This is a genomic window from Bradyrhizobium genomosp. III (genome assembly GCF_000261705.1).
Classification (GTDB): Bacteria; Pseudomonadota; Alphaproteobacteria; order Rhizobiales; family Xanthobacteraceae; genus Bradyrhizobium; species Bradyrhizobium ottawaense.
The window spans coordinates 1-21,755 of sequence record NZ_AJQF01000094.1; the positions used below are offsets into that span (position 1 = coordinate 1).

Annotated in this window: 20 protein-coding genes; 2 read left to right on the forward strand and 18 right to left on the reverse strand. The window is 64.7% G+C overall.

Annotation, left to right across the window (positions count from 1 at the left end; translation table 11 throughout):
- Positions 1–173 precede the first annotated feature (173 nt).
- The 10 genes from serA to IC66_RS47645 form a co-directional block, all read right to left on the reverse strand.
- Entirely contained in the window at positions 174–1,763 is a 1,590-nt protein-coding gene (gene serA / locus IC66_RS0109210; protein ID WP_038947431.1) for a phosphoglycerate dehydrogenase, read from the reverse strand.
- 169 nt (positions 1,764–1,932) lie between these two features.
- Complete coding sequence (locus tag IC66_RS0109215) at positions 1,933–3,105, reverse strand: phosphoserine transaminase (protein WP_038947432.1); 1,173 nt, start codon at positions 3,103–3,105, stop codon at positions 1,933–1,935.
- Between the two features lie 81 nt (positions 3,106–3,186).
- Positions 3,187–3,378 (reverse strand): hypothetical protein, encoded by a 192-nt coding sequence (locus IC66_RS0109220; RefSeq protein ID WP_240536301.1) that lies wholly within the window; start codon positions 3,376–3,378, stop codon positions 3,187–3,189.
- A gap of 172 nt (positions 3,379–3,550) precedes the next feature.
- Positions 3,551–4,015: a GNAT family N-acetyltransferase gene (locus IC66_RS0109225; protein WP_038947434.1), complete on the reverse strand. Its 465-nt coding sequence runs from the start codon at positions 4,013–4,015 to the stop codon at positions 3,551–3,553.
- 17 nt (positions 4,016–4,032) lie between these two features.
- Positions 4,033–4,623: a glutathione S-transferase family protein gene (locus tag IC66_RS0109230; RefSeq protein ID WP_028140517.1), complete on the reverse strand. Its 591-nt coding sequence runs from the start codon at positions 4,621–4,623 to the stop codon at positions 4,033–4,035.
- A 74-nt stretch (positions 4,624–4,697) separates the two neighbouring features.
- Positions 4,698–5,507: an outer membrane protein gene (locus tag IC66_RS0109235; RefSeq protein ID WP_038947435.1), complete on the reverse strand. Its 810-nt coding sequence runs from the start codon at positions 5,505–5,507 to the stop codon at positions 4,698–4,700.
- A 168-nt stretch (positions 5,508–5,675) separates the two neighbouring features.
- Complete coding sequence (locus tag IC66_RS0109240) at positions 5,676–6,527, reverse strand: outer membrane protein (RefSeq protein WP_028140519.1); 852 nt, start codon at positions 6,525–6,527, stop codon at positions 5,676–5,678.
- A gap of 226 nt (positions 6,528–6,753) precedes the next feature.
- Positions 6,754–8,001, reverse strand: coding sequence for an MFS transporter (locus IC66_RS0109245; protein ID WP_038947436.1), 1,248 nt, complete (start codon positions 7,999–8,001; stop codon positions 6,754–6,756).
- A 269-nt stretch (positions 8,002–8,270) separates the two neighbouring features.
- The gene (gene glmM, locus IC66_RS0109250) at positions 8,271–9,614 is read right to left on the reverse strand and encodes a phosphoglucosamine mutase (protein WP_028140521.1); all 1,344 of its coding nucleotides are present in this window, start codon (positions 9,612–9,614) and stop codon (positions 8,271–8,273) included.
- 220 nt (positions 9,615–9,834) lie between these two features.
- Entirely contained in the window at positions 9,835–10,002 is a 168-nt protein-coding gene (locus IC66_RS47645; RefSeq protein ID WP_162832259.1) for a hypothetical protein, read from the reverse strand.
- 116 nt (positions 10,003–10,118) lie between these two features.
- Between IC66_RS47645 and IC66_RS0109260 the strand changes: the two genes are divergently transcribed.
- Positions 10,119–11,255, forward strand: a complete 1,137-nt coding sequence (locus tag IC66_RS0109260) for an alpha-hydroxy acid oxidase (protein WP_028140522.1) — start codon at positions 10,119–10,121, stop codon at positions 11,253–11,255.
- A 237-nt stretch (positions 11,256–11,492) separates the two neighbouring features.
- Here the strand turns inward: IC66_RS0109260 and IC66_RS0109265 are convergent, their stop codons facing one another.
- The 8 genes from IC66_RS0109265 to IC66_RS0109300 form a co-directional block, all read right to left on the reverse strand.
- A complete protein-coding gene (locus tag IC66_RS0109265; protein WP_038947437.1) occupies positions 11,493–12,095 on the reverse strand; it encodes a hypothetical protein in 603 nt (200 codons plus the stop codon).
- Positions 12,096–12,124: 29 nt separating this feature from the next.
- Positions 12,125–12,751, reverse strand: a complete 627-nt coding sequence (locus tag IC66_RS0109270) for a hypothetical protein (protein WP_018318290.1) — start codon at positions 12,749–12,751, stop codon at positions 12,125–12,127.
- Between the two features lie 56 nt (positions 12,752–12,807).
- Positions 12,808–13,647, reverse strand: coding sequence for a shikimate dehydrogenase (locus IC66_RS0109275; RefSeq protein WP_038947438.1), 840 nt, complete (start codon positions 13,645–13,647; stop codon positions 12,808–12,810).
- A gap of 72 nt (positions 13,648–13,719) precedes the next feature.
- The gene (locus IC66_RS0109280) at positions 13,720–15,462 is read right to left on the reverse strand and encodes a SulP family inorganic anion transporter (RefSeq protein WP_038947439.1); all 1,743 of its coding nucleotides are present in this window, start codon (positions 15,460–15,462) and stop codon (positions 13,720–13,722) included.
- Between the two features lie 95 nt (positions 15,463–15,557).
- Positions 15,558–15,830, reverse strand: a complete 273-nt coding sequence (locus tag IC66_RS0109285) for a helix-turn-helix domain-containing protein (RefSeq protein WP_026201995.1) — start codon at positions 15,828–15,830, stop codon at positions 15,558–15,560.
- Positions 15,831–16,147: 317 nt separating this feature from the next.
- On the reverse strand, positions 16,148–18,196 hold the full coding sequence (locus tag IC66_RS0109290; RefSeq protein ID WP_028140526.1) for an elongation factor G: 2,049 nt from the start codon (positions 18,194–18,196) through the stop codon (positions 16,148–16,150).
- Positions 18,197–18,389: 193 nt separating this feature from the next.
- Complete coding sequence (locus IC66_RS0109295) at positions 18,390–18,869, reverse strand: DUF992 domain-containing protein (protein WP_028140527.1); 480 nt, start codon at positions 18,867–18,869, stop codon at positions 18,390–18,392.
- 428 nt (positions 18,870–19,297) lie between these two features.
- Complete coding sequence (locus IC66_RS0109300; protein ID WP_026201996.1) at positions 19,298–20,500, reverse strand: pyridoxal phosphate-dependent aminotransferase; 1,203 nt, start codon at positions 20,498–20,500, stop codon at positions 19,298–19,300.
- 639 nt (positions 20,501–21,139) lie between these two features.
- Between IC66_RS0109300 and IC66_RS0109305 the strand changes: the two genes are divergently transcribed.
- Positions 21,140–21,755 (forward strand): glutathione S-transferase family protein (locus IC66_RS0109305; protein WP_038947440.1); only part of this gene is annotated, 616 nt, incomplete at its 3' end.

Consider the following 21,755-nt stretch of genomic DNA (forward strand, 5'->3'; position numbering starts at 1 on the left):
ACCTCCAAGCTGTCGCTCATACTCGGCACACAATAAAAACGCCGCCTCCGGTGAGGAGGCGGCGTTGTTCCGCGGGTCGGAATTTGATGCATTCCGGGGCGGCTCGGAGAGCCGAACCCGGAATCTCGAACTTCCGGGTTCGATGCTTCGCATCTCCCCGGAATGACGGCCTCCTAGAACGTCAGCGCCTTGACCTGCTTGACCTGCGGCAGGGCCTGCACCTTGGCGAGCACCTCCGCCGGGACCGCGCCATCGACCTCGACCAGCGCGATAGCGTCGCCGCCCTGCTCGACGCGGCCGAGATGGAAGGTCGCGATGTTGATCTTGGCGTCGCCCAGCAGGCCAGCGAAACTGCCGATGAAGCCCGGCTTGTCCTCGTTGGTGACATAGATCATCGACTTGCCGAACTCGGCGTCGACGCGGATGCCCTTGATGTCGACCAGGCGCGGCTTGCCGTCGTGATAGACGGTGCCGGAGACCGAGCGCTCCTGGCGTTCGGTCGCGACCGTCACGGTGATCAGGCTCTCATAGTCGCTCTGGGCGGCGCGCACGATCTCGTCCACCACCATGCCGCGCTCCTTGGCAACGACGGGCGCGGACACCACGTTGACCTCGCCCAGCATCGGCCGCAGGAGGCCCGACAGCACGGCGGAGGTGATCGCCTTGATCTTCATCTCGGCGACGTGGCCCTCATAGGTGATCTCGACCTTGAGGATGCCGGTCTCGGTGAGCTGGCCGGCGAACGAGCCGAGCTTCTCGGCGAGCGAGATGAACGGCTTCAGCTTCGGCGCTTCTTCCGCCGTGATCGAGGGGAAGTTGACCGCGTTCGAGATCGCGCCGGTGAGCAGGTAATCCGACATCTGCTCGGCGACCTGGAGCGCGACGTTCTCCTGCGCTTCGGTGGTGGAGGCGCCGAGATGCGGCGTGCAGATCACGTTGGGATGGCCGAACAGCACGTTGGCGTTCGCGGGCTCCTCGACGAAGACGTCGAACGCGGCGCCGGCAATGTGCTTGGAATTGAGTGCATCGACCACCGCCTGCTCGTCGACGAGACCGCCGCGCGCGCAGTTGATCAGGCGCACGCCCTTCTTCATCTTGGCGATTGCGGCAGCGTCGATGATGTTCTTCGTCTTCTCGGTCAGCGGCGTGTGCAGCGTGATGAAATCGGCGCGCTTGAGCAGGTCGTCGAGCTCGACCTTCTCGACGCCGATGTCCTTGGCGCGCTCCGGCGACAGGAACGGATCGAACGCGATCACCTTCATGCGCAGGCCGAGTGCGCGGTCGGCGACGATCGAGCCGATGTTGCCGCAGCCGACGACGCCGAGCACCTTGCCGGTGATCTCGACGCCCATGAAGCGGTTCTTCTCCCACTTGCCGGCCTGGGTCGAGGCGTCGGCCTGCGGGATTTCGCGCGCGAGCGCCAGCATCAGGGTGACGGCATGCTCGGCGGTCGTGATCGAATTGCCGAACGGCGTGTTCATCACGATGATGCCCTTGGCCGTGGCGGCGGGGATCTCGACATTGTCGACGCCGATGCCGGCGCGGCCGATCACCTTGAGGTTGGTCGCCTTGTCGAGGATCTTTGCGGTCGCCTTCGTCGCGGAGCGGATCGCAAGGCCGTCGTAATTGCCGATGATCTCGGCGAGCTTGTCCTTGTCCTTGCCGAGATTGGGCTGGAAGTCGACCTCGACGCCGCGATCTTTGAAGATCTGCACGGCAGCGGGCGAGAGCGCGTCGGAAATGAGAACTTTGGGTTTGGTCATGGGGATGTGTCCTTCACACCCTCCCCTGGATGGGGAGGGTCGGCGCGAAGCGCCGGGGTGGGGTGAAGCTGCGAATTCGAAATTCGCCAGTGCGCCGTGTGGAGAGATCACCCCACCCCGCCGCACCTGACGGTGCGTCGACCCTCCCCCTCCAGGGGAGGGTCAGAACTCAGGCCGCCTTGGCGAGCGTGGCCTTGGTCTCGGCAAAAGCCCAGTCGATCCACTGCGTCAGCAGCTCGACGTCCTTGGCCTCGACGGTGGCGCCGCACCAGATGCGCAGGCCGGCCGGCGCATCGCGATAATACGCGAAGTCGTAGCCGGCGCCTTCCTTCTCCACCAGCGCCACCAGCTTCTTGGAGAAGTCGGCTTGCGCATCCTCGGACAGCGAGGTGATGGCGGGATCGTTGAACTTCAGGCACACCGAGGTGTTGGAGCGGATCGCGGCGTCCTTGGCCAGGAAGTCGATCCAGGGCGTCTTCGCCTTCCAGTCGGCGAGCACCTTGGTGTTGGCATCGGCACGCGCGATCAGAGCCTTGAGGCCGCCGATCGACTTGGCCCAGTTCAGCGCATCGAGATAATCCTCGACGCAGAGCATCGACGGCGTATTGATGGTCTCGCCGACGAAGATGCCTTCATTGATCTTGCCGCCCTTGGTCATGCGGAAGATCTTCGGCAGCGGCCAGGCCGGCTTGTAGGTTTCCAGCCGTTCCACCGCACGGGGCGACAGGATCAGCATGCCGTGCGCGGCTTCGCCGCCGAGCGCCTTCTGCCAGGAGAAGGTGACGACATCGAGCTTGGCCCAGTCCAGCGGCTGCGCAAACGCGGCCGAGGTCGCATCGCAGATGGTCAGGCCTTCGCGGGCAGAGCTGATCCAGTCGGCGTTCGGCACGCGCACGCCCGACGTAGTGCCGTTCCAGGTGAAGACGACGTCGCTCTTGGGATCGACCTTGGCGAGGTCGGGGATCTCACCATAGGCTGCGTTGAGCTTGGTGACGTCCTTGAGCTTCAATTCCTTGACGATGTCGCTGACCCAGCCCTCGCCGAAGGATTCCCAGGCGAGCGTGGTGACGGGGCGCGCACCGAGCAGCGACCACAGCGCCATCTCGACCGCGCCGGTATCGGAGGCCGGCACGATGCCGATGCGATAATCGGCGGGCACCTCGAGCACTTCGCGCGTCAGATCGATCGCGAGCTTGAGCTTGGTCTTGCCGACCTTCGCGCGATGCGACCGGCCGAGTGCTGCGTCCTTGAGATTTTGGGCGTTCCAGCCGGGGCGCTTGGCGCAGGGGCCGGAGGAGAAATGCGGCACGTTCGGCCGCGAAGCGGGCTTCGCTACAGTCATAATATCTACCCTTCCAGATAGTCAGCCTCCCGTTGGGGGGAGGTGTCCCGCCGCGGCTGATACGGGAAACAGGAAGAGTCGTCAAGGAAGTTCCGGCGTCTCACGGCGGCGTGATGGTGCTTCCGGTGCGATATCAGGGGATTCGACGACCGCGAGCGCATTCAGCAAGTCCGTGGCCTCGCTGATCAATTGCGCGGCTCTGCGACGGCTGCCGACTTTCAAAATGCACTTGTCATTGGCCTGCACGACGTAATCGTTGCCGACCTTGATCATTGAATAGCTTGTCATCGAAATCCCCGAACCGACAGAGCCCGGTGTCTGACGCTGCCTAGCACCGTTCGTTCCCGGATCAACGTGAACGACGGCTGGGTAGTTTATCAGCTGTTAATATGAACAAGCGCGCGATCCGAATTCGCTGATCGCGCAAGGCTCGCGAGGAGCTGCCTCAAAAGCGGACAGTCATACCGACGTGGCTCGCCGCGACCCCGAGCCGCTTGTAGAAGCGCTGCGCATCGACGCGGCTCGCATGCGTCAGCAACTCGACCAGACTGCAGCCGCGCGCTTTCGCTTCCGCGATCGCCCATTGCACCAACCGCTCGCCGATGCCGCGGCTGCGACAATCCGAAGCAACGCGAACGTCTTCGAGCAGGCCGCGCACGCCGCCTTGCGAGCTGATGCCCGGCAGGATCGCGAGTTGCAGGCAGCCGACCACCCTGCCCTCGCTCTCGGCAACCACGAGCGCGAGGTTCGGATCGCGCTCGACCCGCGCGAAGGCCTCGTAATAGGCGGCAGGCAACGGATCCTCGACGCGCTCGCGCGCGCGGCCCAGATGATCGTCGGCGAGCATCGCCACGATCGCTGGAACGTCGTCGCGGCGCGCGCGGCGAATGGAGACGGATTCGGCGTTCATGTCAGGCAACTCCAACCTCAGCGCGCCGGCGGGAGGCCGAGAAGCGCTTCGACCTCGCCGATCCAGCGGCGGAGAGCGGCATAGCGGCCGAGATCGAAGCCGCCTTCATGCGCCACGCGGGTATAGGCGAGCAGCGAGACGTCGGCGAGCGAAACCTCTTCACCGGCGAAGAAGCGGGAGGCCAAAAGATGCTGCTCCATGCGGTCGAGCGCCGCATAGCCGCGCTTGACCTTTTCGGGGTCGAGCTCGGATGCGTCCTTGCCGAGATAAACGAGGAGGAAGCGGCACACCGCGATATAGGGCTCGTGGCTGTACTGTTCCCAGAACAGCCATTCGTCCATCTTGGCCGCCATGAAGGCGTCGCGCGGGACGAGCGCGCTGTCGCGGGCGAGATAGCGGATGATGGCATTGGACTGCGCCAGCGTGCGGCCGTCGTCGAACGCGACGGTGGGCACCTGGCCGGCGCCGTTCATCTCAAGGAATTGCGGCGTGCGCGTCTCGCCCTTGCGCGTGTCGATCTCGATCCATTGGTAGGGCAATGCGAGCTTGTCGCAGACCCACTTCACCTTCAGGCAATTGCCGGAATTGCTGTCGCCGTAGATCTTCATCGCTGCCGCCCCGCGTTGGAACGACAGAGCATCAGGACGGCGCGGAGCTGTCAACCGCGGCGTGCGCGGCTGCGTCAGAACTTGTAGCCGAGGCCGGCGCGGACGGTGTTGATACTGGTGTCGACCTGGGAAGTGAAGCGAATGTATTCCCACTCGGCGCGCATGAAGAGACCGCCGACGAGGTTGACGTCCACGCCGAGACCCCCGCTGTAGCCGTAGATCAGATGATTGTGCTGCGCCTCGCTCGCGGAAACCGGCCCCAGAAGAACGCCGGCAGGCGTCACGAAATCCTGAGCGCTCACCGTGCGGACGATATCGGCATTGCCGAGCGCGAGCCCGCCGAACACGTAGGGCAGGAAGCATCCCCATGCATAACCGGCCCGGCCGCGAAACGTTGCCATGTCCTTGATCGCGATCGAAGCCGTCGAGCTCGCCGTCACCGTGTGCACGTTGCCGTCGGACAGCGTATTGCTGCGAGCTTCGCTGGCAGTGGTCGATCCGCCGAACTTACCGTGCAGGTAACTGGCCTCCAGGCCGATCACGACATCGTCCCATTGGGCATTGTAGCCCACGAAAGCACCATATCCGCTGCTGCGCTGAGAGGCCTTTCCGAGGCCGAGATTCCATTGCGAGACCTGCATCTCCTGCTCGATCAGGGTGTCTGCGAGCAGCGCCGCCATCATATTGCTGGTCGACCCGTTGAAATTCTCATCGGACGAGCCGTAGCCACCCTGCCCGCCGACATAGAAGCCTTGCCAGTTGACGCTGGACCTGGTGAGACCGTCGGTGAAGCTGCCGCGCAGGATGGGAAGATCGGGCATATCGGCCGCATGCGCGGCAGACACCGTCCCCAACATCGCCGCCGCCAACAAAAGGCCACGCATCGCAACGCTCCATCGAACTCGAACTTTCATCCGTGATCATGGCTCGTTAACCTTAACCAATGGTTGCGTCGGCCGCCTTCATCGCTACTCGCCATGAAAAATACGCAAAGCAAAACGGCGCGGGATGATCCCGCGCCGTTAAGAAGTCCTAACCGATCGAAGTGTCGATCAGCCCTTGGTGACGAGCGGCGGCGGCGGCATGTAGGCCGGCGCGCTGTCGAGATTCCAGCGCACGCCGAGCTTCAGGTCGTGCGAGGTGATATCCTTGAACTTGAAGACGTTGCCCGTGGTCCCACCGGTGTAGTCCGACAGGACACCGGTTTGTCCGGGGCCCAGGTCGACATAGCTGTAGGCGAGTTCGAGGACGAGATTGGGATTGACCTTATAGGCAAGACCGGCATGGGCCGCCCAGGCGAAATTCCACTTCGAGCCGGACGGCGCGCTCGCGAAGCTGGTATTTCCGACGGCGAGGTTGTTGATGCCCGTGTCGGTGAAGTTCGCGATCGAAACGCGTGCACCGCCGACGCCGGCGCCGATGAACGGCGTGATGCACCACCAGGTGCCCAGATCAACGTACGCGTTGGCCAAAACCAGCCATTCGGACTTGCTTGCGCTGTAATTGTCGATGCCGCTGTACGGCACGCCGCCCGCGGTCCCGGTGAAACGATCGGTGCCCTTGAAATTTGAATTGCCGCGATACTGCCCGGTCACGTCGGCACGAAACCAATTGTTGAACCGGTAGCCAACGCCCACGCCGTAGATGCCGGCCGCGTCGAACGAAGTCTGCTGATCGAACGAGGTGAGCTGCGAATAAGCCGACTCGCGACCGTAGCGCAGATCCTTCGTCTTCTGATTGCTGAAGCCGATGTCGCCGCGCAGATACCAGCCGCCGAAATCGGCGGGCGGGGCCGGCGGCGCGTACATGGGAGGGGGCGCCGCGATCGGCATATCGGCGGCGAATGCCATCGACGAGATCAGGGTTGCCGCACCCGCGGCAAGGAAAGACTTAACGCTACGCATTGGCTTCGTCCTTTTGGCCGGTGAGGCAAATACGCAGGCCTCACGTTCTGGAAACTCACGGAGCGGACGATGCCAGCAAATGTTTAAGCGCCACTTAACCCTAATTTTTAAGGTTGATTTTTCCTGACTGCTCGCGCGCATGGACGAGAAGCGTTGCAAAATTGCAGCGCCTCACGCCGCAATTGCTAACGATGTGTAAAGCCGCAGTGCAGCGGGAGAGAATCCGTTAACGCGCGTGCCGCGGCAGCTTGGGCAGGAACACCGCAAGCAGGCCGATCGCCGGCAGGTAGGCGCAGACCTGGTAGACGAACTCGATCGAGGTGTGGTCGGCGAGCTTGCCGAGCACGGCGGCGCCCAGGCCCCCGATGCCGAAGGCAACGCCGAAGAACACGCCGGAGATCATGCCGAATCTGTGCGGCACCAGCTCCTGCGCAAATACGATGATCGACGACGTCGTCGAGGAGATGATCAGGCCGATGATGACTGACAGCACCGCGCTGCCGACGAGCCCGGCATAGGGCAGCGCCAGCGTGAACGGCAGCGCGCCCAGGATAGAGATCCAGATCACGATCTTGCGGCCGAAGCGATCGCCCAGGGGACCGCCCAGAAACGCGCCGACCGCATTCGCCGCGAGGAAGATGAAGAGATAGATCTGCGCTGCCTGCGTCGACACGCCGAACCGGTCGATCAGGTAGAAGATGTAATAGCTCGACAGGCTCGAGACATAGAGCTGTTTTGAAAACAGCAGCGCGACCAGCACGAGCAGCGCAACGGCGACGCGGCGCGAGCTCGGCGCGTCGGGATGCGCCTGAACGGCCGCCGTCTTCTTCGCCTTGATCTGCGGCGCATACCAGCGGCCGATGCGCCAGAGGATGAGGATTGCGAGGAATGCGATCGAGGAGAACCAGGCGATGCTGCCCTGCCCGAACGGCACCACGATCAACGCCGCCAGCACCGGCCCCATCGAGGTGCCGAAGCTGCCGCCGAGCTGGAACACCGATTGCGCAAAACCGTAGCGGCCGCCGGAGGCGAGCCGCGCGATGCGCGCGGATTCGGGGTGAAACACCGCCGAGCCGAGACCGACCAGCGCGGCGGCGACGAGGATGACGAGATATTGGTGCGCGGCACTGAGCAGCAAGAGGCCGAAGAAGGTCGAGGCCATGCCGATCGCCAGCGAATAGGGCTGTGCCTTCTTGTCGGTGTAATGCCCGACCACCGGCTGCAGCAGCGAGGCCGTGAACTGAAAGGCGAGCGTGATCATGCCGATCTGCGCGAAGTCGAGCGCGTAGGTGTCCTTCAGGATCGGATACACCGAGGCGATCAGCGACTGCATGGTGTCGTTGAGGAAGTGCGAGAAGCTGATGCCGGCGAGCACGACATAGGCCGGCCCTGCCGCTTTGGCGGCAGGTGCCACGTCGACGACGACGACGGGCTCGGTCAGCGTTTCCTCTGAGACGACGACAGGCTTGTTCAATGCAGCGGTCCCGGCCGGCGCGGCGAACCGCCGCATCGGCTCATTACGATGCAAGCGGCGATGGAACCACCGTCAATCGCAAATGGCTGGAATGCGCGGGTCTTATCCTCCCCGCGAGTCCGATATCGTAGGGTGGGCAAAGGCGCCCTTGCGCCGTGCCCACCATCTTTCCGATACGGCGCCAGAAGCGTGGGCACGCTGTCGCTTTGCCCACCCTACGATACTGCCCGTGGGGTGAGATCACCCTACCCGCTCGTGCTTGAAAGACCTCAGGCCGCCGCCTGGCCGAGTGCGAAGACGATGGTGTCGACGACGTCCTCGACCAGGATGCGGTCTTCGCCCTCGCCCATGACGCGGATCACCGGCTCGGTGCCGGAGGAGCGGATCAGGAGGCGGCCGTGGCCGTTGAGCCGTTTCTCGCCGTCGGAGATCGCCGACTTGACGTCGGAATCGTCGAGCGGCTTGCCGCCCTTGTGGCGGACGTTCTTGAGGATCTGCGGCAGCGGATCGAAGCGGTGGCAGACTTCCGACACGGGGCGGCGCAGCTTCTGCACCACCGCCAGCACCTGCAGCGCAGCGACAAAACCGTCGCCGGTGGTGGCGTAGTCGGACAGGATGATGTGGCCCGACTGCTCGCCGCCGAGATTGTAGCCGCCGTTCAGCATCTGCTCGAGCACGTAGCGGTCGCCGACCGGCGTGCGCACCAGATCGAGCCCCTGCCCTTTCAGGAAGCGCTCGAGCCCGAGATTGGACATCACGGTGGCGACGATGCCGGGACGCGACAGGCGGCCGTCTTCCTTCCAGCTCTGCGCGATCACCGCGAGCAACTGGTCGCCGTCGACCACATGACCGCGCTCGTCGACCAGGATGACGCGATCGGCGTCGCCGTCGAGCGCGATGCCGATGTCGGCGCGCATCTCGCGCACCTTCCGCGACAGTGCTTCCGGCGAGGTCGAGCCGCAATCCTTGTTGATGTTGAAGCCGTCGGGCTCGACGCCGATCGGCACGACGTCGGCGCCCAACTCCCACAGCGCTTCGGGCACCACCTTGTAGGCGGCGCCGTTGGCGCAATCGATCACGACGCGCAGGCCGTCGAGCGAGAGGTCTCGCGGCAACGTGCGCTTGGCGAATTCGATGTAGCGGTCATGCACGCCGTCGATGCGGCGGGCGCGGCCGAGGCTCGCGCTCTGTGCCAGCCGCTTGTCGATGGGCTCGTCGAGCAGCTGCTCGATCTGCCGCTCGACGTCGTCGGAGAGCTTGAAGCCCTGCGGGCCGAACAGCTTGATGCCGTTGTCCTCGAACAGATTGTGCGAGGCCGAGATCATGACGCCGAGATCGGCGCGCATCGACTTGGTCAGCATCGCAACCGCCGGCGTCGGCATCGGGCCGACCAGCAGCACGTCCATGCCGACCGAGGTGAAGCCGGCGACCATCGCGTATTCGATCATGTAGCCGGACAAGCGGGTGTCCTTGCCGATCACGACCCGGTGGCGGTGGTCACCGCGCTGAAACGCAAGGCCTGCGGCCTGGCCGACCTTGAGGGCGAGCTCCGGCGTGATCAGTCCGTTGGCGCGGCCCCGAATCCCGTCCGTCCCGAAATATTTGCGACTCATATCGTCCCCCAAGCAACAACCAGGGGATCCCCTTGACAACCACGGGCTGCCCGAACGGGACCCGCATCCCTGATTTGCTAGGCGTGTTATAATGCCTGTGAGGCTAACTTGGCTTCAAAAAATATGATGAATCATTACGGAACCGGGGCGCCGCCGTACCGACAACGTCTTGTTAACATTATATTTCCGGCCCATAGCCTCGAAACAGGGTGGAACCCGTTTAATCGCTGCGCTTCACGTGGCCATCGCCGCGGCTCGGCGCCGGCTGGGTGACGTTGACGGGATCGGAGCCCGGAAAGGTCTCTTCCAGACCCTCTTCCAGGGCTTCCTCGAGATCACGCTTCTCCTTGATCTCTTCCGGCGAAGGTCCAGCGTGCGGCTTCGTCATGGCGCCCTCCTGCAAAACGGTCTGCAAACGGATTTGGCTGTGCATCCAACCATGCTAGATGACCCCGAAATCTTCCGATGCAAGACTCTTGGTACAAGACGGGCCGGGGAACGATCATGAAACATATCACCTGTATCGACGATCTTCGCACGCTGCATAAGCGCCGCGTGCCGAAGGCGTTCTTCGACTATTGCGACCGCGGCTCCTATGCCGAGGAGACGCTGCGCGCCAACCGCGAGGATATGCAGGCGATCAAGTTCCGCCAGCGCATCCTGGTCGATGTCTCCAAGCGCGACACTTCGACCACGATTCTCGGCGAGCCCTCGACCATGCCGCTGATGCTCGCCCCCGTCGGGCTGCTCGGCATGCAGCATGGCGACGGCGAAATTTATGCCTGCCGCGCCGCGCAGGCCGCCGGTATCCCGTTCACGCAATCGACCATGTCGATCTGCTCGATCGAGGACATCGCCGCCAATGTCGAGAAGCCGTTCTGGTTCCAGCTCTACGTCATGAAGGACCGCGGCTTCATCAAGGAATTGATCCAGCGCGCGATCGCGGCCAAGTGCAGCGCGCTGGTGCTCACCGTGGACCTCCAGGTCATCGGCCAGCGCCACGCCGACATCAAGAACGGCATGACCGTGCCCCCCGAATGGTCGCTGTCGAAGCTGCTGGATTTCGCCAGCAAGCCCAGCTGGGTCTCCGGCGTGCTGCAGGGCAAGCGCCGCACCTTCGGCAACATCGCCGGCCACGTGAAGAACACCGAGGATCTCAATCGCCTCGCCGAATGGACGGCCTCGCAGTTCGACACCTCGCTGAACTGGAAGGACGTCGAGTGGGTCCGCAGCATCTGGCCGGGCAAGCTGGTCATCAAGGGCATCCTCGACGTCGAGGATGCCGAGGAGGCCGCCAAGACCGGCGCGCAGGCGCTCGTCGTCTCCAACCATGGCGGCCGGCAGCTCGACGGTGCACCGTCATCGATCGAGGTGCTGCCGGAGATCGCCGATGCGGTCGGTGACAGGATGGAGATCATGTTCGACGGCGGCATCCGCTCCGGCCAGGACGTGATGCGCGCGCTTGCGCTCGGCGCAAAGTCCTGCATGCTCGGCCGCGCTTATGCCTACGGCCTGGGTGCCGGCGGCCAGGCCGGCGTCGCCAAGGCGATCGACATCATCCAGAAGGAGCTGCTCACCACCATGGGCCTGTGCGGCGTCAACCGGATCGACGAGATCGACGATCATGTCATCGCGATGTGAAAGGCATGCCGGGACGCGGCAGCAACAACGGCTGTCGTCCCGGACAAGCGCAGCGCTCGACAACGCGTAGCGTTGTCGGGAGCGGAGCGCTGATCCGGGACCCATAGCCACAGGAAGGTGTGGTTACGGGACTCGGGGTTACCAATCTTCGCCAAACTCCGCCCTGTGGTTATGGATCCCGGATCTGCGCTTACGCTTGTCCGGGATGACACCGAGAATGCATCGGCGACTCTAGCCTCACATCGGTGGCGTAACTCCATCGCGCCCGACATTGACGCGGTTGGCCTCCAGCGAGCCGTCGTCCTTCTTCGCCGCGCCGAAGATGATCAGCTTGGCGCCCGGCTTCACTTCCGACTTGTCCGTGGCGATGAAGGTGACGATTGGCGTGTCCGGCGGCACCACGACCTTCTTCTCGCCGTCCTTGTATTTGACCGTGATGTTCTGGCCGTCGGTGCCTTTCACCGTCTGCGCCACGGTGGCATTGGTCATGGTCGAATTGGCACGCGCGTCCCAGGGACGAAAACCCTCGGCCGCGCCGCGCTGGTTCTCCGGGAAGATATGCACCGCGATCGCCTTCTGCGTGCCGTCCGGTTCAGGCATGCCGGTGACGCCGATATAGGAGCCTTCCTTGATTTCCGACAGCTCCGTCTTCACCACGGCGAAGACGGCGACGTTGTCGGTCATGCGCACCTTCACGTCGCTGCCTTCGCGCGTCTTGATGCCGAGCATGTTGCCGTCGACACTTTCCATGGTGCCGCGGATGCGGACCGTCGGCGCCTGCTGCGCCGAGGCCGCGAACGAGGCGAGAGCGAGGACCGCTGCGAGAAGGCCGGATTTCATCGTCGAAGTCAGCATGATCCGGTCCTTTCTCACATCGGCGGCGTCAGGCCGTCACGGCCGACGCTGACGCGGTTGGTCTCGAACGAGCCGTCCGGCAGTTGCTTCATGAAGGCGATGACCTTGGCGCCGGCCTTGAGGTCGGATTTGTCGCCGGGCACGAAGGTCACCACCGGCGTGTTGTCGGCGACGAACACCTTCTTCTCGCCGTCCTTGTACTTGACCAGCAGCGTATGGCCGTCATTGCCGACCACGCTCTCCGACACCGTGGCGTTGGTCATGCTCGAATTCGGCTTGAGGTCATAGGGCCGCGAGCCCTCGCCGGTGCCGCGCATGCTCTCCGGAAACACGTGGACCTCGACCGCATTCTGGCCGCCGTCCGGTCCGGGCACCGTGGTGGCGCCGACGAAGGAGCCGACCTTGATGTCGGCGAGTGAAATTTTGGTAATCCCCGATACGTTCACGTCGGGAGCGATGCGCAGCTTGACGTCCTCGCCGCTGCGCGACTTGACCTGCATCGTGTCACCATTGACGCTTTCGATCGTGCCGCGCACGCGCGTCGGCACCGGTGCCCTCTGCGCGTAGGCATAGAGGGTGGAAGCGGCCACCATCGCGACGGCGATCAGCGGACGTGTGAAAGTTGCACGTTGAACAGACATGACGGTCTCCGATTGTCCCCACGGATGGAGAACTCCGGACGACGCGCGCTATTCTCTCAAGTCTTTGTGAGATCGGCCTCGACCAGCGCCCGCAGCTCGGCCGTGACCTCCGGCCGCCGGCCGAACCACAGCTCGAAGCCGCGCACCGCCTGGTGCAGCAGCATGCCGAGCCCGTCTGCCGTCTTCAGGCCGCGCGCCGTTGCGGCGGCGAGCAGCGGCGTCACCAGCGGCACATAGACGAGGTCGGCGACCACCGCCGCCTGCGGCAGGCGCGCGACATCAACATCGAGTGAGGGCTGGCCGTGCATGCCGAGCGAGGTCGTGTTCACGAGAAGTTTTGCGCGCGGCAGCACGTCGTCGATCCCGTCCCACGTCACGGGATGCACGTTCGGCCCGAACTGTCTTGCCAGCGTCTCGGCCCGCGCGATGGTGCGATTGGCCAGATGGATGCGCTTGATCCCACGCTCGAGCAGACCGAACACGACCGCCCGCGAGGAGCCGCCGGCGCCGAGCACCAGCGCCTCCTCGGCGGCATCCCAGCCGGGCGCGCTGGCGTCGAGATTGCCGATGAAACCTTCGACGTCGGTGTTGGTCGAGCGCAGCTCGCCCTCGGCAAACCACAGCGTGTTCGCCGCGCCGACGGCCTTGGCGCGGGCATCGGGCGCCGACAGCGCCAGCACGCCCTCCTTGTGCGGGATCGTGACGTTGGCCCCGACGAAGCCGCGCAGCGACAGCCGCAGCACGAAATCCCTGAGATCCTCGGGCGGAACCGCTTCGATGACATAGCCGCCGGCAATGCCGAGCGTGCGCAGCCAGTAATGATGGATCAGCGGCGAGCGCGAATGCGCGGCCGGCCATCCGATCAGACAGGCTGCAGGAGCTTTGGGCGCGGTCATCTTTTCCTCGGGTCGTATTCCCGAGGCGATCCATTTCGCGTCCCGTGGGGCCTGTCAAGCGTGCGGACGTCGCTAGTCCGCCGCTGCCTCCTCGCCCGCAGAGCCCTTGATGTCGGCAATCGCGCGATCGAGGCTCTGGCGATAGCGCGCCCGCGGCGGCGTCACGCCATGGGTGAGCAGCGCGCGGCGGACCGCGGGCGAGGCGCCGGTGATGAACAGCCGGATGCCCTGGCGGTGCGCCTTGGCGGCGACGCGGCCCAGCACGTTGGCCGCCGTCGAATCCAGGAACGGCACCGCGGCGAAATCGACCACGAAGGCCTTGCGCTTGTCGGCGACCTCGTCGAGCACGCCTCCGATGGCGGAGGCCGCGCCGAAGAAGAACGCGCCCGTGATGCGATAGACCAGCACGTCGCGATCGACCGCAAGCGCAGGATCGTAGCGAACGCGCTCGCCGTTGCCGTCGTCGGGACGATCGCCGGCGACCAGAGGCGAGCGTTCCTCGATGCCCGTCATCTCCGCCATGCGATGGATGAACAGCACGGCGCCGAGCGCAAAGCCGACCAGGATGCCTTCGGTCAGATCACGGAAGATCGTCAGCAGGAAGGTCGCAAGCAGCACGACGGCGTCGCCCCACGACGAACGCAGGAGCGTGGCGAATTCGTGCTTCTCCGCCATGGTCCAGGCCACCACGACCAGCACCGAGGCGAGCGCGGCCAGCGGAATGTAGCTTGCGAGCGGCGCCGCGATCAGCATGAACAGCAGCAGGAACACGGAGTGCAGCATGCCTGCCAACGGCCCGCGCGCGCCGGCGCGGATGTTGGTCGCGGTTCGCGCGATCAGGCCGGTGACGCAGATGCCGCCGAACAGCGCCGAGCCGATATTGGCGGCGCCTTGCGCCACCAGCTCGCAATTGGAGCGGTGACGGCGCCCGGTCATGCCGTCGGCCACCACCGCCGACAGCAGCGATTCGATGGCGGCCAGCAGCGCGAATGAGATCGCATCCGGTAGCACGGCGGTCGCCTTCGCAACCGAGAACGCCGGCAGCACCGGCGAGGGCAATTCGCGCGGAATGCCGCCGAAGCGCGACCCGATGGTTTCCACCGGCAGCGACAGCACGGCACACGCAACGGCGGCGAGCACGACCGCGATCAGGATGCCGGGCCAGGACGGCCGCCAGATCCGCAAGGCCGCGATGATGGCGATGCTGATGATTGCGACCGCCACGGCGGATGGATTGATGGTGTTGAGACCGCCGGCGAGCGCGACCAGCTTTGGAACGAACTCGCTGGGCTCTTTCCCCGCAAGCGAGATGCCGCCGAGATCGCGGAGCTGGCTGGCGAAGATGATCACGGCGATGCCAGCGGTGAATCCGACCGTCACCGGATAGGGAATGAACTTGATGTAGGTGCCGACCCGGAGCAGGCCCGCGGCGATCAGGAATACGCCCGCCATCAGGGTGGCGAGGATGACGCCATCGACGCCGTGACGTTCCGCGGTCGCCGCGACCAATACGATGAAGGCGCCGGCGGGTCCGCCGATCTGGAACCGGCTGCCGCCGAGCAGCGAGGCGATGAAGCCGCCGACGACGGCGGTGTAGAGACCGCGGTCCGGCGTCACGCCCGAGGCGATCGCGATCGCCATCGACAGCGGTAGCGCCACGATCGCAACCGTCAGGCCCGCGAAGACGTCGGCGCGGAAGTCCGCGACGCCGTAGCCTTCACGCCAGACGGTGACGAGCTTTGGCAGATACAGTTCGGCAAAGGTCGGCTGACGCAGCTGGTGCAGCCGGCTTGCGTGATCGCTTGTGATGCTCATGCTCCGCTGCCCCACAATGCTCCACTGCATCGTGCGGCCGCGATTCGGACGCGACGGTGCGTTGGTTCAGTCTGCTCCGGGCATGACCCGCAAGATCACGCCCCCACCCGACGCGGCGGCCCGGGCTCCTTCAGGCGGACGCCACGCCCGCCGCTGTCGCTGCGGACCTGCTCGCCGATCAGCTCGACACCGGCCCGGTCGAACGCCTCGACCACCTTGATCAGGGTCTCGACCACGCCACGCACATTGCCGGTGCTGGCCTCCATCCGCTGGATGGTCGGCAGCGAAACGCCGGCGAGCTCGGCCAGGGTTTTCTGGTCAATGCCCAGCAGCGCGCGGGCTGCCCGCATCTGGAACGACGTGATCACCTTGGCCTCACTTACCAGAACTTATAAATGATATCTGAGACGTGTACAATGATGTAAAATACATCATCGGTGGGCAAGCGCAAGGGGGCTTGCGCCTATCGCCTCCGTCATCGCGAGGAGCTCTTGCGACGAAGCAATCCAGGCTGCCTGCGCAGAGACAGTCTGGATTGCTTCGCTACGCCCGCAATGACGAGTGGAGAGAGGGCGCGGCCTGAATGAAGCGCCGCACCCGTGGAGACAGCCCTCACCCCAACCCTCTCCCCGTAAGGACGGGGAGAGGGTGTGAGAGAGTGCGGTCCCTGACTAAGCCAGCTTGATCAAGCCGCGTGTTGATGCGCGGCGATGATCTGATCGGCGGCGCGGCCCGTGACTTCGGCCATGTGGTCGAACTGGCGGGTGAAGCTGCCGGCGCCGGCAGTGGCCGAGCGCAGCTCCACGATCAGTTCGCCGATCTCGGCCTCCGGCATCATGGCGCGAACGCAGTCCCAGCCGCCCCAGCCGTCACGCGTGTCGAAGCCGAGGATCTGGCCTCGCCGCGCCGACAGGATCGCGTTGATCTTGGCGGTGGCGTCGGTCGGACAGACGATCTCGACCACGTGGATCGGCTCCAGCAGCACTGACTGACAATGCGGCAGGCCCTCGTTGAGTCCGATCCGCGCCGCCGTGCGGAAGGCGAGATCGGAAGAGTCGACGCTGTGATAGGAGCCGTCGGTCAGCGTCACCTGCAAATCGGTGACGGGGAAACCGAGCGGACCTCGCGTCAATCCGTCGACGACGCCTTCTTCCACCGCGCCGATGTAGTTACGCGGCACGGCGCCACCAACGACCTTCTCGGCGAACTTGAAGCCCTCGCCGCGCGGCAAGGGCCTGATGTCGAGCACGACGTCGCCGAACTGGCCGTGGCCGCCGGACTGCTTCTTGTGGCGGCCGCGCTGGACGATCGGCTTGCGGATGGTCTCCTGATAGCCGATGGCGGGTGGATGCGATGTGATCTTGACGCCGAAGCGGTCGCGCAGTCGCTCGCCGGCGACGCGCAAGTGCATCTCGCCCTGTCCCCACAGCACGGTGTCGTGGGTCTGGGCGTTCATCACGATGACGAGCGACGGATCCTCCTCGTGCAGCCGCGTCAGCGCCTGGCCGAGCTTGACGTCGTCCTTGCGGTCGGTGGCCGCAACCGAGATCGCGAGCACCGGCGGCGTCGGCTCCGGGACCGCGAGCGCCGCAGGCGGGGTCTTGCCGCTCGAGACCGTGTCGCCGGTCTTGACCGGATCGAGCTTGGCGAGCGCCACCGTGTCGCCGGCTTCGGCAGCGGCACGCTTGGTGTCGTAGGCGCCGTTGACGGCGAGGATGCCGGAGATGCGGCCCGCTCCTCCGGAAGCGGATTGCAGCGTGGCGCCGTCGTCGAGATGGCCGGCGAGCAGCCGCGTCAATGACAATTTGCCGCCATGCTGCGAATGCAGCGTCTTGAACACGAAGCCGAGCGCGTCCCTGGTCTCGGGAACGCCGAGACGTTTTGCGGTCTCCGCTATTCCCGGCGCCTCGTGACGCAGCGCCTTCATCAGGCGCAGCACGCCGTTTTCGCGCGCGGCTGCCCCTAACAGCACAGGGCAGATCACCCCTTCGCGCAATTCGCGGGCGAGATCGTCGAACACGGCATCACGCGGCGGCTGGATGTCTTCGAGCAGCTGCTCCATCAGTGCGTCGTCGTGATCGGCGAGCTTCTCCAGCATCGAGAAGCGGGCTTCCTTCTCACGATCGAGATTGCCGCCTTCGAGCGCGACCACCTCGGAGGCCTTGTGCTCGCGATAGATGAAGGCGCGTTCCAGCGCGAGATCGACGAAGCCCTCGATCAGCTCGTCCTTCCAGATTGGGATCTGGCGCAGCACCAGCGGCACGCGGGAGGCGGGCTGCAGCATTGCGAGCGACTCGCGGATGCGCTGGCTCGCGCGGTCGATCTTGTTGAGGAACAGGAAACGCGGGATCTTCAGCTCCTCCAGCTCGCGCAGGATGATCTGAAGCTGCGGCAGCTTCTTCTCGTCGGCCTCGCAGACCACGATCGCGGCATCGACCGCGGGCAGCGCGGCGCGCATGTCGTGGGCAAACTCGACGGAACCGGGACAATCGAGGAAAGTGTAGCTGTCGCCCATGAAACTCGTGGTGGCGGCAGTGAGCCCGACGGTCATCTTGTGATGACGGGCCTCGGGCGCAGCGTCGCCGACGGAAGTTCCGGCGTCGACACTGCCGGCACGCGGGATTGCGCCCGTTCGCGCCAGTATTGCTTCGAGAAGTGTGGTTTTACCGCTTTGGAAAGGGCCCACCAGCGCGATGCACCGTGGACCTCGGGGACTTCTGACGTCTTGTCCCATTCGCCGCCTCCTTGGTGTGGAGCTCGGCCCATGATTGGGTCGGCAATCGCGGATGCTCTGCCCGTCCCCGAGATTTGGCAAGCATCAAACGTCGCTGCGGTGCGTCGTCGATTAGTCCAAGTCTTAACAGTGGTGTTCCACCTCTTCCCGCTGGGAAGAAGAGGTGGAGCAGCACCACCCGCCCGGCGCGCGATCAACGGCCCGGACGAAGTTCCAGGCTCTCGAGGCCGGCGGCAATGTTGAGGCCAACCTGGCCCTGCACGCTGAGCGGCTGGAGCGCGATCGAATTGTTGGAGCCGCCGACCAGCACGTTACCCCCCAAGCCGACACCGACCGAGGCGCTGCCCTGCGCACCGGCATAATTGCCGGAGAGGTCGCCGGGGCCGAGCCGGTCGACCGGCGCGAACACGCCCCACGCCAAAGCCGTCTCCTGGGTGATGCCGATGTCGAGACCGACTTTGCGGATGGTTGCGACGTAACGATCGTCGGGCAGACCGTCGGCGCGCAGCACGCAGCCGAGATGGGTCACCGATCCCACGATGAAGCCGACGCTGGCGCCGCCGCGGCATTCGAGCACGCCGACCCGCGCCATCCGCTGCTGCGCACTGCCGCTCACGCTGGAGGCAACGAGGCTGGCGGCGGCGAGCCCGGCGAAGATGAACGAACGGCGCATGAAATTTCTCCGGCGATGAAGTGATGCGAGCAGAGAAGGCGCACTGCACGCTGCGCGATGGTCTATGCCACAAGTGCGTTGTGGGTGCCAGATCGCAGGCGGTTAGAATCGAGCTTGTGGAGAGAGCCCCTCACCCCACCCTCTCAGGGCGAGCTTTGCTCGTCCCGCCCCCGTGAGAACGGGGCGAGGGAGTGAGAGAGCGGCGCGCCCCTCGCTCAAAGCCAATCAAACTTCAATCGCGCGTGGCGGGCGTCCTAACCTCTCCCCGCTCTTCAGCGGGGAGAGGTCGGATCACATCGCAGATGTGATCCGGGTGAGGGGCATGGCACAATGTCGGCCAGATCAATAGTCCATCCAACTCCACTTATCGAACACGCATAAAAAAGGCCCGCACGAAGCGGGCCTTTTCAATTCTCGTTGCGACAGTCTCAGCGCAGATTACCGCAGAAGCGCTGGATACGCTTGCAGGCATCTTCGAGGTCCGAGGTCTTGGTCGCGTAGGAGATGCGGAACGCCGGGCCGAGGCCGAAGGCCGAACCCTGCACCACCGCGACGCCTTCGGTCTCAAGGAGCTCGGTGACGAAAGTCTCGTCATTGTCGATCACCTTGCCCGACGGCGCGGTCTTGCCGATCGTGCCGGCGCAGGACGGATAGACGTAGAAGGCGCCCTCGGGACGAGGGCATTCGATGCCCTTGGCCTGGTTGAGCATTGAGACGACGAGGTCGCGCCGCTCCTTGAACACCTTGTTGTTGGCGGGGATGAAGTCCTGCGGACCGTTCAGAGCTTCCACCGCGGCCCATTGCGCGATCGAGGACGGGTTCGAGGTCGACTGCGACTGGATGGTCGACATCGCCTTGATCAGCTGCGCGGGACCGCCGGCATAGCCGATGCGCCAGCCGGTCATGCAATAGGCCTTCGACACGCCGTTCACGGTGAGCGTGCGGTCGTAGAGCTTCGGCTCGACCTGCGCGACCGTGGTGAACTGGAAGTCGTCATAGACGAGATGCTCGTACATGTCGTCGGTCATCACCCACACATGGGGATGCTTCACCAGCACGTCGGTGAGCGCCTTCAGTTCCGAACGCGTGTAGGCGGCTCCCGTCGGGTTCGACGGCGAGCACAGGATCACCCATTTGGTCTTCGGCGTGATCGCGCGCTCGAGCGCCTCGGCCTGGAGCTTGAAGCCGGTCGCGGCGGTGCAGACCACCGGCACAGGCTCGCCGCCGGCGAGTGCCACCATCTCAGGGTAGCTGACCCAGTACGGCGCGGGAATGATCACCTCGTCGCCCGGATTGATGGTCGCCATCAGCGCGTTGTACAGCACCTGCTTGCCGCCGGTGCCGACGATGATCTGGTTCGGCTTGTAGGCAACGCCGTTCTCGCGCTGGAATTTCGCGATGATCGCGTCTTTCAGCTCGGGAATGCCGTCGACCGCGGTGTACTTGGTCTTGCCGGCCTCGATGGCGCGGATCGCCGCCAGCTTGATGTTGGCGGGCGTGTCGAAGTCGGGCTCGCCGGCACCGAGGCCGATGACGTTGCGGCCCGCCGCTTTCAGCGCGCGTGCTTTATCCGTGACCGCGATGGTCGCGGACGGCTTCACACGGTCGAGCGCAGCGGCAAGGAAGGACATCGTCATCTCCTGACAAGCGTCGAAAAGCCCTGGGCCTCACGACTCTGATTGTGGGAATGAGATACCCTAAAACGTGTGCCGCTGCGCCGCAAGAAACTTCGGCCCGATCTCGGAAAAACTTACGGATTTGGAGTGGTTCAAGCAACGATTCCAAGCAATTTTCCGCAACTTTACCGCGCGAATCGCTCATATCCCGGAAAGCTTGTCCTCGGAGCAATTTTGCGTGTTGCGTGCTCAAGCTCCGTCATGGCCGGGCATAGCCGCCCGAAGGACGGCGTCGCTCTCCGCTCGCCTGTGTCCCGGCCATCCACGCCTCACCCGCGGCACGACGAACGTGGATGCCCGGGGACAAGCCCGGGCATGACGGCACACTGGATTGCACTGGATTGATGACAGCGCTCTTCCCCAATCGCTCGCCCTGCGCACGATCGCGCGAGCCAAGCGCTCGCATGCTGACGCAAGCGTGATCTGATTTGCATCGTCGCGCGGAAATGATCTTTCGCGGCGCTGCAGTGCGGTAGGGATTTCGAGTTTTTCTATTGGCCGGCCCTTGCGGCGGATTCGCATCGGCATCATTGTTTAGCCGCCTCGCGCGGCAACGAGCGACGCGCGTCCCCGTCTTCCGGAATCATTCTCAGAATGTACAAGCTCTATTCGATGCAACGCTCGGGCAACAGCTACAAGGTCCGCCTTGCGCTGGCGCTGCTCAACGTGCCTTACGAAGCGATCGAGGTGGACATTCTGCGCGGCGAGAGCCGCACGCCGGACTTTCTGTCCAAGAACCCGTCGGGGCAGGTGCCGCTGCTCGAGGTCGGCGACGACCGCTTTCTCGCGGAGTCCAACGCCATCCTCTGGTACGTCGCCGTCGGCACGCCACTCGCGCCGGAGAACCGCATCGACCGCGCCGAGGCGCTGCAATGGATGTTCTTCGAGCAGCACGCGCTGGAGCCGAACATCGGCGCCGCCTATTTCTGGCTATCATTGGTCAAGGGCGGCCGCGACCTCCAGACCCATTCGCTGGAGGACTGGATGGAGCGCGGCTATGGCGCGCTCCAGGTGATGGAGAACCATCTCAAGACCAACGCCTATTTCGCCGCGCGCCAGCTCACGGTCGCCGACATCGCGTTATACGGCTACACCCACCTCGCCGACCGCTGCGACTTCGACCTCCAGGCCTTCCCGGCGATCCGCGACTGGCTGAAGCGGGTGGAAGCGGCGCCAGGCTTCGTGTCGATGGACTGGCGGCCGGCCGACG

Excerpts from the sequence above, each read along its gene's own strand:
- serA (WP_038947431.1), bottom strand. The coding sequence starts at position 1,763 with ATGACCAAACCCAAAGTTCTCATTTCCGACGCGCTCTCGCCCGCTGCC.
- IC66_RS0109215 (WP_038947432.1), bottom strand. The coding sequence starts at position 3,105 with ATGACTGTAGCGAAGCCCGCTTCGCGGCCGAACGTGCCGCATTTCTCC.
- IC66_RS0109220 (WP_240536301.1), bottom strand. The coding sequence starts at position 3,378 with ATGATCAAGGTCGGCAACGATTACGTCGTGCAGGCCAATGACAAGTGC.
- IC66_RS0109225 (WP_038947434.1), bottom strand. The coding sequence starts at position 4,015 with ATGAACGCCGAATCCGTCTCCATTCGCCGCGCGCGCCGCGACGACGTT.
- IC66_RS0109230 (WP_028140517.1), bottom strand. The coding sequence starts at position 4,623 with ATGAAGATCTACGGCGACAGCAATTCCGGCAATTGCCTGAAGGTGAAG.
- IC66_RS0109235 (WP_038947435.1), bottom strand. The coding sequence starts at position 5,507 with ATGCGTGGCCTTTTGTTGGCGGCGGCGATGTTGGGGACGGTGTCTGCC.
- IC66_RS0109240 (WP_028140519.1), bottom strand. The coding sequence starts at position 6,527 with ATGCGTAGCGTTAAGTCTTTCCTTGCCGCGGGTGCGGCAACCCTGATC.
- glmM (WP_028140521.1), bottom strand. The coding sequence starts at position 9,614 with ATGAGTCGCAAATATTTCGGGACGGACGGGATTCGGGGCCGCGCCAAC.
- IC66_RS47645 (WP_162832259.1), bottom strand. The coding sequence starts at position 10,002 with ATGACGAAGCCGCACGCTGGACCTTCGCCGGAAGAGATCAAGGAGAAG.
- IC66_RS0109260 (WP_028140522.1), top strand. The coding sequence starts at position 10,119 with ATGAAACATATCACCTGTATCGACGATCTTCGCACGCTGCATAAGCGC.
- IC66_RS0109265 (WP_038947437.1), bottom strand. The coding sequence starts at position 12,095 with ATGAAATCCGGCCTTCTCGCAGCGGTCCTCGCTCTCGCCTCGTTCGCG.
- IC66_RS0109270 (WP_018318290.1), bottom strand. The coding sequence starts at position 12,751 with ATGTCTGTTCAACGTGCAACTTTCACACGTCCGCTGATCGCCGTCGCG.
- IC66_RS0109275 (WP_038947438.1), bottom strand. The coding sequence starts at position 13,647 with ATGACCGCGCCCAAAGCTCCTGCAGCCTGTCTGATCGGATGGCCGGCC.
- IC66_RS0109280 (WP_038947439.1), bottom strand. The coding sequence starts at position 15,462 with ATGAGCATCACAAGCGATCACGCAAGCCGGCTGCACCAGCTGCGTCAG.
- IC66_RS0109290 (WP_028140526.1), bottom strand. The coding sequence starts at position 18,196 with ATGGGACAAGACGTCAGAAGTCCCCGAGGTCCACGGTGCATCGCGCTG.
- IC66_RS0109295 (WP_028140527.1), bottom strand. The coding sequence starts at position 18,869 with ATGCGCCGTTCGTTCATCTTCGCCGGGCTCGCCGCCGCCAGCCTCGTT.
- IC66_RS0109300 (WP_026201996.1), bottom strand. The coding sequence starts at position 20,500 with ATGTCCTTCCTTGCCGCTGCGCTCGACCGTGTGAAGCCGTCCGCGACC.